Source organism: Bradyrhizobium sp. 1 (genome assembly GCF_023073315.1).
Taxonomy (GTDB): Bacteria; Pseudomonadota; Alphaproteobacteria; order Rhizobiales; family Xanthobacteraceae; genus Bradyrhizobium.
Genome location: NZ_JADPJH010000018.1, coordinates 12,209 through 27,956, shown reverse-complemented (window position 1 = coordinate 27,956; position 15,748 = coordinate 12,209). Strand labels below are relative to the sequence as shown.

General features: G+C 64.4%; 15 protein-coding genes and 1 pseudogene. 7 read left to right on the top strand and 9 right to left on the bottom strand.

Going from position 1 to position 15,748, the window contains the following annotated elements; genetic code table 11:
• Positions 1-32: 32 nt before the first annotated feature.
• Positions 33-1,298 carry a cytochrome P450 gene (locus IVB29_RS12515; RefSeq protein WP_247503675.1) on the bottom strand — a complete coding sequence of 422 codons (1,266 nt, stop codon included), beginning with the start codon at positions 1,296-1,298 and terminating at the stop codon, positions 33-35.
• 291 nt (positions 1,299-1,589) lie between these two features.
• Between IVB29_RS12515 and IVB29_RS12510 the strand changes: the two genes are divergently transcribed.
• The 3 genes from IVB29_RS12510 (at position 1,590) to IVB29_RS12500 (ending at position 4,406) form a co-directional block, all read left to right on the top strand.
• Entirely contained in the window at positions 1,590-2,732 is a 1,143-nt protein-coding gene (locus IVB29_RS12510) for a YjgN family protein (RefSeq protein ID WP_247503674.1), read from the top strand.
• Positions 2,733-2,735: 3 nt separating this feature from the next.
• Positions 2,736-3,845 carry a M48 family metallopeptidase gene (locus IVB29_RS12505; RefSeq protein ID WP_247503673.1) on the top strand — a complete coding sequence of 370 codons (1,110 nt, stop codon included), beginning with the start codon at positions 2,736-2,738 and terminating at the stop codon, positions 3,843-3,845.
• A gap of 69 nt (positions 3,846-3,914) precedes the next feature.
• Positions 3,915-4,406, top strand: a complete 492-nt coding sequence (locus tag IVB29_RS12500) for a DUF305 domain-containing protein (protein WP_247503672.1) — start codon at positions 3,915-3,917, stop codon at positions 4,404-4,406.
• A 13-nt stretch (positions 4,407-4,419) separates the two neighbouring features.
• Here the strand turns inward: IVB29_RS12500 and upp are convergent, their stop codons facing one another.
• From upp to IVB29_RS12485, 3 genes are all read right to left on the bottom strand, one after another.
• A complete protein-coding gene (gene upp / locus IVB29_RS12495; RefSeq protein ID WP_247503671.1) occupies positions 4,420-5,049 on the bottom strand; it encodes a uracil phosphoribosyltransferase in 630 nt (209 codons plus the stop codon).
• A gap of 159 nt (positions 5,050-5,208) precedes the next feature.
• Positions 5,209-6,447 carry a URC4/urg3 family protein gene (locus IVB29_RS12490; RefSeq protein ID WP_247503670.1) on the bottom strand — a complete coding sequence of 413 codons (1,239 nt, stop codon included), beginning with the start codon at positions 6,445-6,447 and terminating at the stop codon, positions 5,209-5,211.
• A 7-nt stretch (positions 6,448-6,454) separates the two neighbouring features.
• Positions 6,455-7,711: a GTP cyclohydrolase II gene (locus tag IVB29_RS12485; protein ID WP_247503669.1), complete on the bottom strand. Its 1,257-nt coding sequence runs from the start codon at positions 7,709-7,711 to the stop codon at positions 6,455-6,457.
• Positions 7,712-8,019: 308 nt separating this feature from the next.
• Here IVB29_RS12485 and IVB29_RS12480 point away from each other — a divergent pair, with 308 nt between their 5' ends.
• Positions 8,020-9,147, top strand: coding sequence for a threonine synthase (locus tag IVB29_RS12480; protein WP_247503668.1), 1,128 nt, complete (start codon positions 8,020-8,022; stop codon positions 9,145-9,147).
• 52 nt (positions 9,148-9,199) lie between these two features.
• Here the strand turns inward: IVB29_RS12480 and IVB29_RS12475 are convergent, their stop codons facing one another.
• The 3 genes from IVB29_RS12475 to IVB29_RS12465 all read right to left on the bottom strand — a co-directional run bounded on the left by IVB29_RS12475 (position 9,200) and on the right by IVB29_RS12465 (position 11,507).
• The gene (locus IVB29_RS12475; protein WP_247503667.1) at positions 9,200-9,859 is read right to left on the bottom strand and encodes a peroxiredoxin; all 660 of its coding nucleotides are present in this window, start codon (positions 9,857-9,859) and stop codon (positions 9,200-9,202) included.
• A 170-nt stretch (positions 9,860-10,029) separates the two neighbouring features.
• Entirely contained in the window at positions 10,030-10,845 is an 816-nt protein-coding gene (locus IVB29_RS12470) for a DUF2927 domain-containing protein (protein ID WP_247504299.1), read from the bottom strand.
• Between the two features lie 83 nt (positions 10,846-10,928).
• Complete coding sequence (locus IVB29_RS12465; RefSeq protein ID WP_247503665.1) at positions 10,929-11,507, bottom strand: L,D-transpeptidase; 579 nt, start codon at positions 11,505-11,507, stop codon at positions 10,929-10,931.
• 266 nt (positions 11,508-11,773) lie between these two features.
• On the opposite strand from IVB29_RS12465, the gene IVB29_RS12460 reads away from it, so the two are divergent.
• From IVB29_RS12460 to IVB29_RS12450, 3 genes are all read left to right on the top strand, one after another.
• Positions 11,774-13,321, top strand: a complete 1,548-nt coding sequence (locus IVB29_RS12460; protein WP_247503664.1) for an acetolactate synthase large subunit — start codon at positions 11,774-11,776, stop codon at positions 13,319-13,321.
• A gap of 41 nt (positions 13,322-13,362) precedes the next feature.
• Positions 13,363-13,881: a hypothetical protein gene (locus IVB29_RS12455; protein WP_247503663.1), complete on the top strand. Its 519-nt coding sequence runs from the start codon at positions 13,363-13,365 to the stop codon at positions 13,879-13,881.
• 224 nt (positions 13,882-14,105) lie between these two features.
• Entirely contained in the window at positions 14,106-14,561 is a 456-nt protein-coding gene (locus tag IVB29_RS12450) for a hypothetical protein (RefSeq protein WP_247503662.1), read from the top strand.
• A 364-nt stretch (positions 14,562-14,925) separates the two neighbouring features.
• On the opposite strand, the gene IVB29_RS12445 is transcribed toward IVB29_RS12450, so the two are convergent.
• The gene (locus tag IVB29_RS12445; protein ID WP_247503661.1) at positions 14,926-15,267 is read right to left on the bottom strand and encodes a hypothetical protein; all 342 of its coding nucleotides are present in this window, start codon (positions 15,265-15,267) and stop codon (positions 14,926-14,928) included.
• 258 nt (positions 15,268-15,525) lie between these two features.
• Positions 15,526-15,748: pseudogene (locus tag IVB29_RS12440) on the bottom strand (hypothetical protein); the annotation flags it as partial.

The window sequence follows — 15,748 nt, the reverse complement described above, 5'->3', positions numbered from 1 at the left end:
CCCCGCAAGCGGGGCGAGGGGGTCTACTCACATCACGCCGCAATCCTTACCGGCAGCGTCTCGAGGCCCTTCACGAAACTCGAATAGACCCGCTTGGGCTCGCCGACCACCTCAATATGGTCGAATCGCTTGAGGATCTCCTCCCAAATAATCTTGAGCTGGAGTTCGGCAAGCCGCAAGCCGACGCAGCGGTGGATGCCGAAGCCGAAGGAGATATGCGTGCGCGGGCGGGCGCGGTCGATGATGAAATCGTAGGGCTTTTCGATCATTTCTTCGTCGCGGTTGCCCGAGACGTACCACATCACGACCTTGTCACCTTTCTTGATCTGCTTGCCGCGGAACTCGAAATCGGCAAGCGCGGTGCGACGCATATGCGCCAGCGGAGTCTGCCAGCGGATCACTTCCGGCACGAAGGTGTCGATCAGCGCGGGATTCTCGCGCAGCTTGCGATACTCTTCCGGATGCTGGCTCAGCGCATGGATCGCGCCCGACATGGTGTTGCGGGTGGTGTCGTTGCCGCCGACGATCAAAAGAACGAGATTGCCGAGGAAGTTCCTGGCATCCATGTCGCGCGTGGCGGGGCCATGCGCCATCATCGACAGCAGGTCGCTCTTCGGCGGCTGCGCGATGCGCTCCTTCCACAGCCGCGCGAAATAGCCGGCGCATTCCGCAAGCTCGGCCTGACGCTCGTCTTCGGTCGCGACCACGCCGTCGGGACCGGGAATGGTGGTGGCGATGTCGGACCAGCGCGTCAGCTTGCGGCGGTCCTCCCAGGGGAAATCGAACAGCACGGCGAGCATCTGCGTGGTCAGCTCGATCGAGACCTGGTCGACCCAGTCGAACACTTCGCCCACCGGCAGGTTGTCCAGGCATTCCGCCGAGCGCTGGCGGATGTTGAGCGCGAGATTGTCCAGATGCGTCGGCGTGAACATCGGCGCCACCGTCTTGCGTTGCGCCGCATGGCGCGGCGGGTCCATCGAGATGAAACTCTCGCGGCGCAGATCCGGATCGATGTCGCGGATGGTGATGCCGCCGAGCGAGGAGGCCGAGGAGAACACCGAATGGTTGGTCTCGATCTCCATGATGTCGTTGTAGCGCGTCACCGACCAGTACGGCCCGAACATCGAATCCCCGCAATAGTGGACGGGATCTTCGCGGCGCAGGCGATCGAAATAGGGCCAGAACGTATCGGTCCTGAACAATTCAGGATCGCCCGGATCGAACTGCTCCAGCGGCAAGGACGACGCGCGCTCGCGCAATGCGTCGAGCTTCGCCGCGCTCTCGAGGGTCCCATGCATGACCATTCTCCCTGACATGAACCGCGCGTTCTCGTTGAATTCTGCGCTGCGGTATTTGATTTGCAATTACAGCCCGTTGTTTGCGCCGGAGCAAGGGAGAGTTTTGCCACATCCAACCTTTGCGAGAGGGGGAGGTGGATGTGCCAACGTGATCCCCCGCACGCCTTTGCTGACGGAATCGTGCAAGAAATCGACCGGAATCGAGGTAAATCGAACCCGGCCATCTTGGGGATCGACTAACCTCTGATCTATAGTTTGATCGGATCAGGTCAGCATCCCGAGGTTGCCGCCGTGAACGACATGCAATGGGCTCCGATCGGCTCCGAGCCCTTACCCCCGCCGCTGCCGCCGACGCGGGTCGATTTCACCGGCGACCGCTCGACGTTCCGCAAAATGGTCACCAAGGGTGCCATGCTGGAGCTGGTCACCTTCGGCTTTTACCGGTTCTGGCTCGTCACCGACATCCGCCGTCATCTGTGGTCGAACACCGCCATCGACGGCGATGCCGCCGAATACACCGGGCGGGCCAAGGAGCTCTTGATCGGCTTCCTGGTCGCGCTCGCGATCCTGGTGCCGATTTACCTGGCTTACTTCCTGGTCGGCATCGAGTTCGAGCGTTGGCAGGGCTTTGCCTCGACGCCGTTGTTCATCAGCTTCTACGCATTCGGCCAGTTCGCGATCTATCGCGCACGGCGCTATCGGCTGACGCGCACGGTCTGGCGCGGCGTGCGCTTCTGGATGGACGGCTCGGGCTGGGCCTATTCGTTCCGGGCCATGCTGTGGGGCCTGCTGGTGTTCCTCACCCTCGGCCTGGCGCTGCCGTGGCGCGAGGCCTCGCTCGAACGTTACAAGATGCGGCACACCCATTTCGGCGATCTGCAAGGCGACTTCGAAGGCGACGGCTGGACGTTCTTCAAGCGCGGCTGGTGGCTGTGGCTGCTGACCCCGATCGCGGTCGTGATTTTCCCGCTTGCCCCGTTCTTCTATGCCGAGTTCAAGGCGCGCGAATGGCGCTGGTGGCTCGACGGCATCCGCATCGGCGGCGTGAGCCTGTCCTCGCAATTGCCGCACAACGCATTCTATGGCCTGTACTGGAAAGTGGTCGGCTGGTGGATGTTGCTGAGCGTTGTATTCGGGCTCTATTTGGGCGGCGCGACCTGGCTAGCCAATGCAGTCGGCATGGCGCCGACCGGACCCGACGCGATCGCGCGGAGCATTCCGCTTCTGGTGGTGATGGTGATCGGCTATCTTGCGGTGGTGCTCGCAATGAACGTCGTCATGCGCGTGTATCTCCAGCACGATATCTGGGTGAAGGTGCTCGAAACGCTTCAAGTGCATGACATTGGCGCCGCGGCGGATGTGCAGGGGCGCGGCGATCTCGCCAGTGCGCTTGGCGAAGGCTTTGCCGATGGGCTCGATGTTGCGGGATTCTAGGTTGTGACTGACATATCTGCCGAGTCGGCCGCGCAGTCCGCAAAGCCGACGATCTTCTTCGACGGCGTGTCGAGCCGCAGGCGGCAGGTCACGCTGACGCTCGCTGATGCGCTCGAGATCGTCGAGGCGGGCGTAACGCCGGTTCGCTGGGCCTATGACGATATCCGCCGCGCCGACAGTCCGGCCGGTGTGCTGCGTCTCGCCTCGACCTCCGCGCCGCCGCTGGCGCGGCTTGAGATCCGCGACGTCGCGCTCGCAGCTGACGTGACCGCGCGCTGCCCGCGTCTCGACGAGCACCAGACCTCGCGCCGAGGTGTGGCAAAAATCGTCGGCTGGTCGATGGCGGCCGCCGTCTCGATCGTCTGCGTCGTGCTGTTCGGCGTGCCGCTCGCCGCCGATCGCCTCGCGCCGCTGGTGCCGAAGCCGATCGAGCGGCGCATCGGCGATGCGTCGGAGGTCCAGGTCAAGACCATCTTCGGCCGCAACGCGTGCAGCGACTCCGCGGGCAAGGCTGCGTTCACAAAGCTCGTCAACCGCTTGCGCGATGCCGCGGGCCTCGACGACGACAACATGACGGCGGGCGTACTGCCGAGCGCGATACCGAATGCGTTCGCGCTGCCGGGCGGCAAGGTCTACGTACTGAACGCCCTGATCGACAAGGCCGAAAACCCCGACGAGCTCGCCGGTATCCTCGCCCACGAGCTCGGCCATCTCAAGCATCACGACAACATGCGCGGCCTGATTTACAATGGCGGCACCTCATTCCTGATCGGCCTGTTGTTCGGTGACGTCACCGGCTCATCCGCCGTGATCTTCGCCTCGCGCAGCGTGGTCGAGGCCTCCTATTCGCGCGAAGCCGAGACCGCCGCCGATACGTTTGCCATCGACATCATGCATGCGCTCGGCCGCTCGCCGAAGCCCGCTGCCGAACTGATGTTCCGCATCACCGGCAAGGAAGGCGGCGGCCTCACGTCGATCCTCGCCAGCCATCCGCTGACCGAGGATCGCCTCGCCCGCATGACGAAAGAAGATCGTCCCGCCAGCGGCCCGCCGCTGCTGACGGATACGGAGTGGCAGGCGCTGAAGGGGATTTGCGGCAGCGGGAAGGTGTAAGCCGGGCGCCGGAAAGGAACCATCTCCCAAGGCAGGCATATCCTCTCTGACAACGACAGGATGTAACGCATGTCTTACGGTCGCTTCGCCGCGATGATCGCGGCCTCCACGCTGATCATGTTCGGATTGATGTACCTCAACACGTTCGCCCTGGATCACGTCTGGTACAGCCAGACCCGGACGTGGATGGCGCTGCTGATGGGTGCCGTCATGGCCGTCGTGATGCTGGGCTTCATGTGGGGCATGTACCGGAACCGGACGGCAAACATGGCCATTCTGCTGGCTGGTGCCGCAGTGTTCGCAGTTTCACTATGGCTCGTTCGCAGTCAGGAAACCGTGTCCGACGTCGCCTACATGAAGGCGATGATCCCACATCATTCGATTGCGGTGCTGACGAGCGAACGCGCGCACATCCGCGATCCCCGCGTCCGCAAGCTGGCTGATGACATTATCGAGGCGCAGGTGCGGGAAATCGGCGAGATGGAGCATCTGATCGCCGAGCTGAAACGGAATCCGGCGCCGGCCGATGCAAGGGACCTGCCGCCGAGGCCGCCGACCTGAGCGTGAGAGCCTCTCAGCGCGTCCCGTAAGCGCGGTCGCCGGCATCGCCGAGGCCCGGCAGGATAAAACCGTTCTCGTCGAGACCTTCGTCGACGGCCGCCGTCCAGATCGGCACGTCCGGATGAAATCCGCGCAGGCGTTCAAGTCCTTCCGGCGCTGCGATCAGGCACGCGAGGCGGATGTCTTTCGCGCCGCGCTCCTTCAGCCGGTCGATTGCAGCCACGGCCGTGTTGGCGGTGGCGACCACCGGCGTCACGACGATGGCGAGGCGTTCGCTGAGGTCGGAGGGGGATTTGAAGAAATATTCAACCGCCGCAAAGCTCTGCGGCTCGCGATAGAGCCCGATATGCGCGACGCGCGCGGTCGGCACCAGATCCATCATGCCGTCGACGAAGGTGGTGCCGGCGCGCAGCATCGGCACGAACACCAGCTTCTTGCCGGCGATCTTGGCCGAGTGCATCGTCGCCAGCGGCGTCTCGATCACGGTGTCGGTGAGCGGCAGGTCGCGCGTCACCTCGTAGCACAGGAGCATGCCGATCTCCTTGATCAACTCGCGGAACGACTTTGTCGAGATCGATTTATCGCGCACCAGCGTCAGCTTGTGCTGCACCAGCGGATGATCGACGATCGTGACGCCTTCCATGATCGGATGCCTTTCTCCCTTCTCCCCTTGGAGAAGGTGGCGCGAAGCGCCGGATGAGGGGTATGTTTCCGCAGACTCTAATGAGAGATGCTCTTGCGGAGGCAACCCCTCACCCGGCTTCGCTTTCGCGAAGCCACTCTCTCCCACAAGAGGAGAGGATTAGAAAACCGTGCCGTCGCTGATCACCTTGAGCGGCGGCGAGCCATCGGGCCGGCGCGAAAAAGCAATGGCGCGGCCCGCGGCCCAGGTGCCGCCTTCGAGAATGCTGGCGAGCGGCAATGTCTCGGACGTGCGGCCGAGCTTGGCGCGAACCAGCTCGGCAAGCCGGTCGAGCAGCGCGACGGTGAGCGCGCGCCACTCCACCACGAGCAGCGAATCCACCGCATGCGCGCGGTCGGCGTCAGCGGCATCGCGCAGACGCAGTACCTCGTGATCGACGAACAGGCCGCCATTGCGGTATTCGGCAAGCCCCGTGAGCCCGTCGATGTCGGTGACGACAAATCCGGCGCGCTGCAGCGGCTCGATCAGCGAGTAGCTCAGCCATTGCGACAGCTTGTGCAGCGGCACGAGGCCGGCGGTGGCGTCGTCCGTCCTGAGCGCGGGGTGACGCCAGCAATCGCCGAGCGGAATTCCCGCAAGTTCGAGGCGCGACGGCCAGATCGGCCCGAGCTGGTTCAGCACCGCGGACAGGATGGCGGGCGCGGGAAGCGCGCCGCCAGTTGCCTGCGCCGCGATGTGGTCGAACAAGCCGCCCGGGCGCGGCGTGTCGTGCAGGCCGAAAATGTCCGCCCGCTCCGTGACCAGCTTGCCGAGGCGCCGCAGCAGATCGGTGCGCCCCTCGAGCCCGAGCAAGGGATTGGCATCGCTGACCTGAAAGGCAGAGGTGAGCGCGGCGAGGGGCAGTTGCGCAAGCACGTCCGCATCGACCCTGAACGGCGCGCTTGCATCGCGGGAAAAGAGTCCGCTTGCAAACATGTCGAGGCTCGCGATCGCAAGCCCCTCCGATCGTCCGATACCCTGTCCCGTCACTGCATCACGGTATCGCCACGTCGCACCCGCGCCGGCATCGAGCAGCACGCTGACGATCGCAAGATCGAATTCCGCCCGCGCCCGCGCGGCGCGATCCGGCCATGATGCCGCATCCGCCAGCCGCGCCCAGCGGTCGACGCCGCCAAGCACGAAATGCCGCCACCGCGCGTGGAAGGGCACGTCCAGTGTCGGATAGGCTGTTCTCGTCACCGCGAGCACGGCTTCCGCAACAGCATCCATGCGACCGAGATCGATCGTGAAGTGGCTCAGCCCGCCGGCAAGGCCGAGCTCGAACATCTCGCCGGCGCGCGCGCGAACCGCCTTTGCGGTGAGCAGCGAGCCTGCCTGCAATTCCAAAGCGTCCGCCATCGCCTGATCAGTATTTTTCCAGCGAGCGGCCGACCACGCCGTTCACGTCCTTCTCGGGCGCGATGTCGGTCGTGTAATAGCCGGCGGCCTTCTTCGCGGCCATTTCGACATCGGCATCGGCCGGAATGAGCTCCGGCGGGATCGGCACGCGCTCGACGATATCGATGCCCTGCGATGTCAGCGCATCATGTTTCATGTCGCTCATCGACAGGAAGCGGTCGATGCGCTTGAGGCCCAGCCAGTGGATCGTATCGGGCATCAATTGCTGGAAGCGCGCATCCTGGACGCCGGCGACGCATTCGGTGCGCTCGAAATAGGCGTTGGCCGCATCGCCACCCGCCTGGCGCTTGCGCGCGTTGTAGACCAGGAATTTGGTGACCTCACCGAGCGCGCGGCCCTCCTTGCGGTTGTAGATGACGAGCCCGAGCCCGCCCTCCTGCGCACCGCGCGCGGATTCCTCGATGCCGTGGATGAGATAGGGCCGGCAGGTGCAGATGTCGGAGCCGAACACGTCGGAGCCATTGCACTCGTCATGGACGCGGCAGGTGATTTTTGTGCGATGGTCCGGCAACTTGGTGGCGTCGCCGAACATGTAGATTGTGGTGCCGCCGATCGGCGGCAGGAACACCTTCAGGTCCGGCCGCGTCACCAGCTCGGGGAACATGCCGGCAGTCTGTTCGAACAGTGTGCGGCGCAGCTCGGTCTCGCCGGTCGCAAAGCGCTCGGCAAGGCCCGGCAGGTACCAGACCGGATCGATCGCGATCTTCACCACCGAGACGCTGCCATTGGCGTGCACGACCTCGCCGTCGGCGCGCAGTCGTTTGGCGGCGAGCGCCTCGCGGATCTCGGGCAGGTCGAGCCGCGCCCGCGTCACCGCGATGCTTGGGCGGATGTCGACGCCCTCGGCGATGTCCTTGCCGAAATTCTCCGCGACGAGATGACCCCAGGGATCGAGCGCGACGATTTTTGCGGGATCGCACCATTGCTCGAACGGACCGATGGTCGCGGCCGGAAAGGTGTTGGTGAGATCAGGGCGCCTGATCGGATCGAGCGCGCCGGCGGACACCGCGAGCGCGCGGTACATCGCGTAGGAGCCGCCATGGCTGCCGATCACGTTGCGATCCCCGGCGCGCGAGACCGTGCCGATGATCGGCCCGCGCGCCCGTGCATCCGCGGCGCCCCAATGGATCGGGAAGGCGGCCTTCTTGCCCGGCTCCGGATGGGAGGTGAGGCGGATGTGATCGGTACGGTTCGCGCGGCTCATGTCCAGGCTCCCAAAAAGCCAACGGCCCGCCGCTCGGACGGGCCTGGCTCACTTGCGCTGCCGATGCGGACCACCGGCGGCGCAATCCAACATATTGTAGCGGCCGGCGACGACAGACAAGTTAATCGTGCGGGCCGGCTTGAGGCCTCTCCCACGCTCGTCCCGATCGGGAAAAGGCGTCAGAATGCGTCCTATATCTATGTAATTGTTCGAATTTTTAAAGGGGCCGCGTCCACACCCGCCAAACAGGTGACTGGATAAAACCCGCATATTCGGACATATCGAGCGGGATCGCCCCGGAGAACGCCATGCCCACCGCCAGCTACATCGATCCCCGCAACGGACAGCTCTATCCGCTGGACCAGCCGCGCTGGTGCTCGGACGAGCGCACGCCGCTGCTGGTGACGCCGGGGGCGGGGATCTCGCGTGAGGACATCGATACCCGCACGCGCTCGCTCTGGCGCTACCGGGCGGCGCTGCCGGTCGCGATCAAAAATCCGATCACGCTCGGCGAAGGCTGCACGCCGCTGGTTCAGCAGGATTGGGGCGATCTGCGGCCACACTTCAAGCTCGAATGGTTCAACCCGACCGGCAGCTTCAAGGACCGGGGCTCGGCGGTGATGCTGTCGTTCCTGCGGCAGGTCGGCGTCGACGCGATCCTGGAAGACTCATCCGGCAATGGCGGCTCGTCCATGGCCGGGCTCGGTGCCGCCGGCGGCATGCGCGTCAAGATTTTGGCGCCCGCCTCGACCTCGCCGGCCAAGATCGCGCAGGTGCGCGCTTACGGCGCGACAGTCCAGCTGGTCGAGGGGCCGCGCGAGGAGTCCGAGGCCGAGGCCATCCGCCAGTCGAGCCAGACCTTTTACGCCAGCCACAATTGGCAGCCGTTCTTTCTGGAAGGCACCAAATCGCTCGCCTATGAGATCTGGGAAGATCTCGGCTTTCGCGCGCCCGACAACGTCATCGTCCCCGTCGGCGCCGGCAGCAGCCTGCTTGGCTGCGCCTTCGGCTTCCGCGAGTTGCTGAAAGCCGGCCAGATCGCAAAGCTGCCGCGCCTGTTCGCGGCACAACCGCTCAATTGCTCGCCGATCGATGCGAGTTTTCAGGCTGGTGTCGATACGCCTGTCGCCCGCGAGGTCAACAAGACCATCGCCGAGGGCACCGCGATCAAGAATCCGCTGCGCCTGCGCGAGATTATCGGGAGCTTGCGCGAAAGCGGCGGCGGCACCGTTGCGCTCACCGAGGACGAGATCGTTGCAGCATTGCGCCGCCTCGCGCGCCAGGGCCTGTTCGCTGAGCCGACCAGCGCCAGCGCGGCCGCCGCACTGGAGAAACTCGCCAGTGCGGGTGCCATCAAGACGAACGAGACCACGGTCGCCGTTCTCACCGGCACCGGCCTGAAGGCCGCGACAACCGTCGCCGATCTCGTGCAGTAGGACCGGGGCGGCCCGGAGGGAGAGCCGGCCCGGGATTTTGCGGCAGCCGGCCTTAGCGCGGCTGCGGCACGATGCGGATGTAAGGCTTGGGCGATTTCCACCCGTCCGGATATTGCTTCCTGGCGTCGTCGTCCGACACCGAGCCCGCGATGATGACGTCCTCGCCGTTCTTCCAGTTCACCGGCGTCGCCACCTTGTGCTTCGCGGTCATCTGCAGCGAGTCGATCACGCGCAGCACCTCGTCGAAGTTGCGGCCCGTGGTCATCGGATACATCAGGACGAGCTTTACTTTCTTGTCCGGTCCGATCACGAACACGTTGCGGACGGTCTGGTTGTCGGCGGCCGTGCGTTTCAGGGGATCGCCGGAGATCGCGGCCGGCAGCATGCCGTACAGCTTCGAGACGTTGAAATCGACATCGCCGATCATCGGAAAGTTCGGGGCGGTGCCTTGCGTCTCCGCGATGTCGGCGGCCCAGCCGGCGTGACGGTCGATCGGATCGACCGACAGGCCGATGATCTTGACGCCGCGCTTGTCGAACTCCGGCTTGATCTTCGCCATGTAGCCGAGCTCGGTGGTGCAGACCGGCGTAAAATCCTTCGGATGCGAGAACAGCACCGCCCAGGAATCCCCGATCCAGTCGTGGAAGCGGATCGTGCCCTCGGTGGTCTGCGCCTCGAAATCCGGTGCGATGTCATTGAGTGCGAGCGTCATCACACTGTTCCTTGTTTGTGGCGGGTTGTTGCTGATGCCGCAGCCGTGCAGGCCGCGCGATTCGGTCGCATTTTCGCGGCCGAATGGCCGCAAGCCTGCGCGCGTGCAGGCCGGAAGTCATGGCGACGTTCTGAAAAAGTTCTTAAAGGTGAGGGGGGAGGGTAGGCGCCTCACTCCTTCAGATCATTCACGCGCCTCACCCAGACCCGCACATCCGCGAGCACTTCGGGCAGCACCGCCTTGACCTCGGCCACGGTCATGCCGGGCTTGATGCGGGGGTCGTAGAGCAGATTGAGGATGTACTGGTCGTAGACGTCGAAATAGCCCATCGAGACGTTGTCGTTGAACATCGTCCACGGCACGCTCGTGGTGTCGTTGATGGGCCCGAGCGATTGCAGCAGCTCCTCATAGGCACAGTCGAGGAAGGTGAAGTCGCCATTGTCGACGGTGAGGATGACGTCGGAATGCTCGATCTCGAAATTGTCGTTCTTGCGGAAGCCTGACAGGCATTGCGGATCGAGCGAGGTGCGGATCTCGCGCGCTCTCTCGGCGCCGTAGAAGCTCGCAATGGTGCGGAAGAGATCGCGGTCGCGCACGAGCTTCACCCGTACATTCGCCGCCTCGCTGGTCGCGGTCATGGCGATGTCGAGATGCTGCACGTGGGCGCCGATCTCGGCGACGACTTTTGCCAGTTGCGTCTTGCGGTCGGCACGGTCGCTGTCGGCGTAGACGCGCACCGGCCCGTCGAACTTGCGGATGCGGTCGACGCGGCCGGCGAGGTGATATTCGGCGCCGAAGGCGGTCTTGAGAAAGCCTTCGACGATCTCGCCGTCGGTAAAGCTCCTCTTCTCGAGGCGCTGGCGCGAGGCGATCGCGGGCAGCTCGCCCGCGTCGGCGATGGTAGCGGTGTCAGACACGGATGTGAAGATTGCGAGCGCCAGCAGGGCGAGGCGGAAGGCGGCCGAGGGCGGATTCATTGCGCTCATCGTCACGCGACGCTGCCGTATTCGCGCCGCGCACACAAGTCCGCATATTCACGCGCCCTGCGGGTTCCGCAGTTCGTCAACGGCTAGTTGTTCAGCACGACCACGGTGGTGCCGACCCCGACGCGGCCGTAGAGGTCGCTGACGTCGTCATTGGTCATGCGGAAGCAGCCCGAGGAGACCGCTTGGCCGATCGTCTCCGGCTCGTTGGAGCCGTGGATGCGGTAGAGCGTCGAGCCCAGATACATCGCACGCGCGCCGAGCGGATTTTCGATGCCGCCCTTCATGTGGCGCGGCAGGTCCGGCCGGCGGGCGATCATCTGCGACGGCGGCGTCCAGTCCGGCCATTCCTTCTTGGCGGTGATCCTGTGCACCCCGCCCCAGCGGAAGCCGTCGCGGCCGACGCCGATGCCGTAGCGCAGCGCCTGGCCGTTCTGGAGCACCAGATAGAGGCGGCGCTCGCTGGTGTTCACCACGATCGTGCCGGGGGCATAGTTGCCGTTATACATGACGGTGGTGCGGGGGATCGGGCTGGAGCCGCCACGGAAGAAGTTGGGGCCGCCGCCCATGATGTCACGCGAGTCGGCCTCTTCGGCGAATGCGCCGCCGGCCATGGCCGTCAGCAATGCGATGGCGGCAATCGGCGCGGCAAAAAACCGGATCATTGTTTCCCCCAGCAAAAATCGATTCAACCAATGCCAGAGGCCATATTTGCGGGCTTTTCGCAAGCCACGGCCCCGTGAGACAGGTCATCCTTAACGCTTGGCGTTACCAAATCGGCAACCCCGCCAATTTGCCGGAAAGCGTTAGCCAAACCGGCGCATCGTCGCGCGGGGCTGGGCCGCGATGCCGCCTATTGCTTTGACGGAACCCGCGAACAATGATTGATCGAACGGATATTTGGACATTGCCGGTTGCGGGAGCAAAAAGAATGAACGGTGCGGAAAGCCTGGTGCGGACGATGGTCAAGGGCGGGGTCGACGTCTGCTTCTCCAACCCCGGCACTTCCGAGATGCATTTTGTCGCAGCGCTCGACCGCGTGCCGGGCATGCGCTGCGTGCTCGGCCTGTTCGAAGGCGTGGTGACCGGCGCTGCCGACGGCTATTTCCGCATGAAGGGCACGCCGGCCTCGACCCTGCTGCATCTCGGCCCCGGGCTGGCCAACGGCCTGGCCAATCTGCACAACGCCAAGAAGGCGAATTCCGGCATCGTCAACATCGTCGGCCAGCATGCGGTCTACCACATCGGCTTCAACGCGCCGCTGACCTCCGACATCGAGGGTCTGGCCCGGCCGATGTCGTCCTGGGTCCGCACCTCGCCGGATTCCAAATCGGTCGCCGCCGACGGCGCCGCGGCGATTGCCGCCGCCAAGAGCGCGCCGCCGCAGATCGCGACCCTGATCCTGCCCGCCGACACCGCCTGGAACGAGGCCGACGGCATCGCCGAGGTGCCGGCCGAGCAGCAGCGCGCGAGCTACTCGCCGCAGGCGGTCGAGCAGGCTGCCAGGATTTTGCACGGTGACGGCGAGGGTACGCTGCTGCTGATGACCGGCAGCGCGCTCAGCGAGCAGGGCCTGGCCCTGGCCGAGCGCATCGCGAACAAGACCGGCTGCACCGTGATGGGCCCGACCTTCCGCCCGAAGATGGCGCGCGGCCGCGGCCGCTTCTCGATCGACCGCATCCATTACGTCATCGATAACGCGCTGTCGATGCTGGCGAAGTTTCGTCATATCGTGCTGGTCGAGTCCGACGATCCCGTGGCGTTCTTCGCCTATCCGAACAAGCCGAGCATTCTCAAGCCCGAGGGATGCGATGTGCATCGCATGACCTCCTGGGGCGAGAATTCGATCGCCGCACTCGAAGCGCTCGCCGGTGCCGTGAAGGCCAGCGCCAAGGACGTCAAGCCGCAGGCTCTTCAGGAACTGGTCAAGCCGACCGGCGCGCTGACCCACGCCTCGATTGCGCAGGCGATCGCGTACGCGATCCCCGAGAACGCGATCATGGTCGACGAGTCCCTCACCACCGGCCGCGCCTTCTTCCCGCCGACGGCGGCGGCAGCCCCGCACGACTGGCTCCAGAACATGGGCGGCTCGATCGGGTTCTCGACGCCGCTCTCGATCGGCGCGGCGATCGCCTGTCCGGACCGCAAGGTGATCTGCATGGTCGGCGACGGCAGCGCGATGTACACGATCCAGTCGCTGTGGACGCAGGCGCGCGAAAACCTCAACATCGTCACCATCGTGTTCGCCAACCGCATCTACCAGATCCTGCGCGGCGAGTTCGACAATGTCGGCGCCGGCGAACCCGGCCAGCGCGCCAACGACATGCTCCGGCTCGACCGTCCCACAATGGATTTCGTGGCGCTGGCCAAGGGCATGGGCGTGCCCGGCCGCGCCGTCACCAATGCCGACGAGTTCAACAAGGCGCTGGCTGAGGCCGTCGCCGAGCCCGGGCCGCGGCTGATCGAAGTCCAGATGTAAGGGGCGCGCAGACAACGGAGCGCCAAGAGCCCGGAGGCACGATGCAGACCGAGCTGAACAAGGTGATCGCGGCGCTCCGGGACTTCTACGCCCACGAAGGATTTTTGTTCGAGAAAGACCTCGGCGAGCGGGCGGTGACGCACCGCTTCGCTGTGCATCTGGAGAAGCAATTCGCCGGCTGGTCCGTCGACTGCAATTACGACCGGCTCGGCGAGCGCACGCTGCATCTGCCGCACGGCACCATCATCTCGACCGACGATCATCTGGGAAAGTCGATCTACCCCGACGTCGTCGTGCACCAGCGCGAGATCCCGAACAATCTGCTCACCGTCGAGATCCGCAAGGCGAGCAACCATACGCCCGTGGAGCACGACCAGCACAAGCTGCGGGCGCTGACTGATCCGCATGTCTGGTTTGCCTACTGGATCGGCGTGCTGCTGGTGCTGGACAGGCACAACGTCACGACGTCAGAGGTCTATGTCAGCGGCCTGCTCGATCAGCCGCTTTCGCTCTGGTTCGCAGCGCGACTTGAGGAGAGCGGCCTCGGAGCCGCGCATTAAGGCGGGATTGTCGCGCGCACCAACTCGGCGATGGAGGTCCACCGGTAGCGCGCGCAATTCCGAGCGAAGCTGGATCACGTTCTCGCGCGGCCGAAATCCACGTTTCCGATCGGCCAACGCGTTTGATCTAGATCAAGCAGTACGCCGCCATTGTGCAGCATGCGTGAGACGACGTCGTAGAATTGGCCGAGGGCAATTGTTTCGGGGGCACAGGAGCTACCGGCATGCCGCTGCTGGCATATTTCTGGAAGTGCGGAGCGGCGTTGTTCTCACTGCTCTTTGTCGTGGACTTCTGTGTTCCGAGGGCGCCAATCCCTGAACAGGCGCCGGCCGATCGCGCAGCGATACGCATTCACTCCGATCGCAAATGGCCGGAACGAATTGTGTTCGATACCCGGTCGCCGACAATCGTCGTCGCCGCACCCGCGGTCGAGATCCCCGATGTCGCGATGTCGTCAGACGTCACCGAACTGCCTGTTAGCCGGATGGATAACCCGACAGTCGCGAATGCGCTCGCAATGCTGCCGCGTCCGGATGCGCGCCCGCCTAAATCGATCGATCGCAAGCGACAACACAAGTCATCAACCTTCGCCGCCCGGCCGAGACGACATGTCAAGCCGCAGATGCTTATCGCGGCGCGACAAGGGCAGTTCACCTGGCCCGGCTTCAGATCCTGGTGACCGGCGTCCGGACACGATCCGAACGCCGATGTCGTAGCGTCTATTCGTATGCTGCACAGACGCTTCCCTGCCAGCGCAGACACCTGCGCGTGGCGCGACGGGTCTGGCGTATTGTCGTTCGCGCTACGCAAACGCCGTTGACCCGCGTTCGACCTGGACCGCACGCGGCCGCGACCGGCATGATCACGCTTTCCGATTGAGCGAGCGGTGCGGGCGTCATGCCTTGTGCGGAAGTTCCGATCAACAAGGTGACAGCCGCGACGGCAAACCATCTCGTCATTTTGCATCTCCCTTTGACTGGATGTTGAAAAGGAAGCGACAAGCGGAGGGAGGCGGCCACACGCCGCCTCCGAACTCGCGCTGCCTATTGGCAGACGTACATGATGCCGTCTCCACCCTTGACGAGTGCGCCTGGCACGCATCCGATGCCGTTGCGGGCGGCGTAGTCAGTCCAATCGGTGTAGCCGTAGCTCCAGGGGCCACCCGCATAGTAGGCGCGCACCGCGTACCAGGGGAGCCCCGTCGTGTCGGCAATATAGCCGGCGCGATAGAGGTGGCCCCGATAATTGGGATACACGACCAATCGTGTCGCCGCTTCGGCCTTCTGAACCGAGAGCGACAAGCCATCGTTTTCAGTCCAGCCAAACGAAAGCGAGGCTGCGCACGCGAACGCAGCAGCCGCAGCATAAAGTCGTTTTATGTTCATGATGGCCTCCATAAGCCGGGCTGATCCGGCATCATGAGGTTGGAAACTTCGGCGCGCCCCCTATTGCGCTAGGTCAAGGAACGGCTCTGCTCACCAAAATTCATTTCGCGAAGGTGCGGCAGATGTCGCGCCGGTCGAGAACTGCAGAATGAAGGCAGTTTCTGCGTCGCGGTGCTGGCAGGGTCGGAGCGAAAGACCTTCGCCGTCCGTTCATGGAAGCCCCGGTCCCGGGGCCTCCATGATGGGCAGAAGCTCGGTTCAGTAGCGAGCGGTGACCGGCGCACCATAGCCGCTGAAGCGGTAGTTCAATCGAAGTGTAACCATGTCCACATCCTGGCTGACCCCGTTGCCGAGAAGGGTGAAGCCCCCTGGCGTGACCACGCCTGCGAAGGATGTGTTGTCACGCCCCATCCAGAGATGGTCGTACTCGATACCGAACGACCAGTTCGGGCTGAATCCATATTCCCAACCAACACCCAGT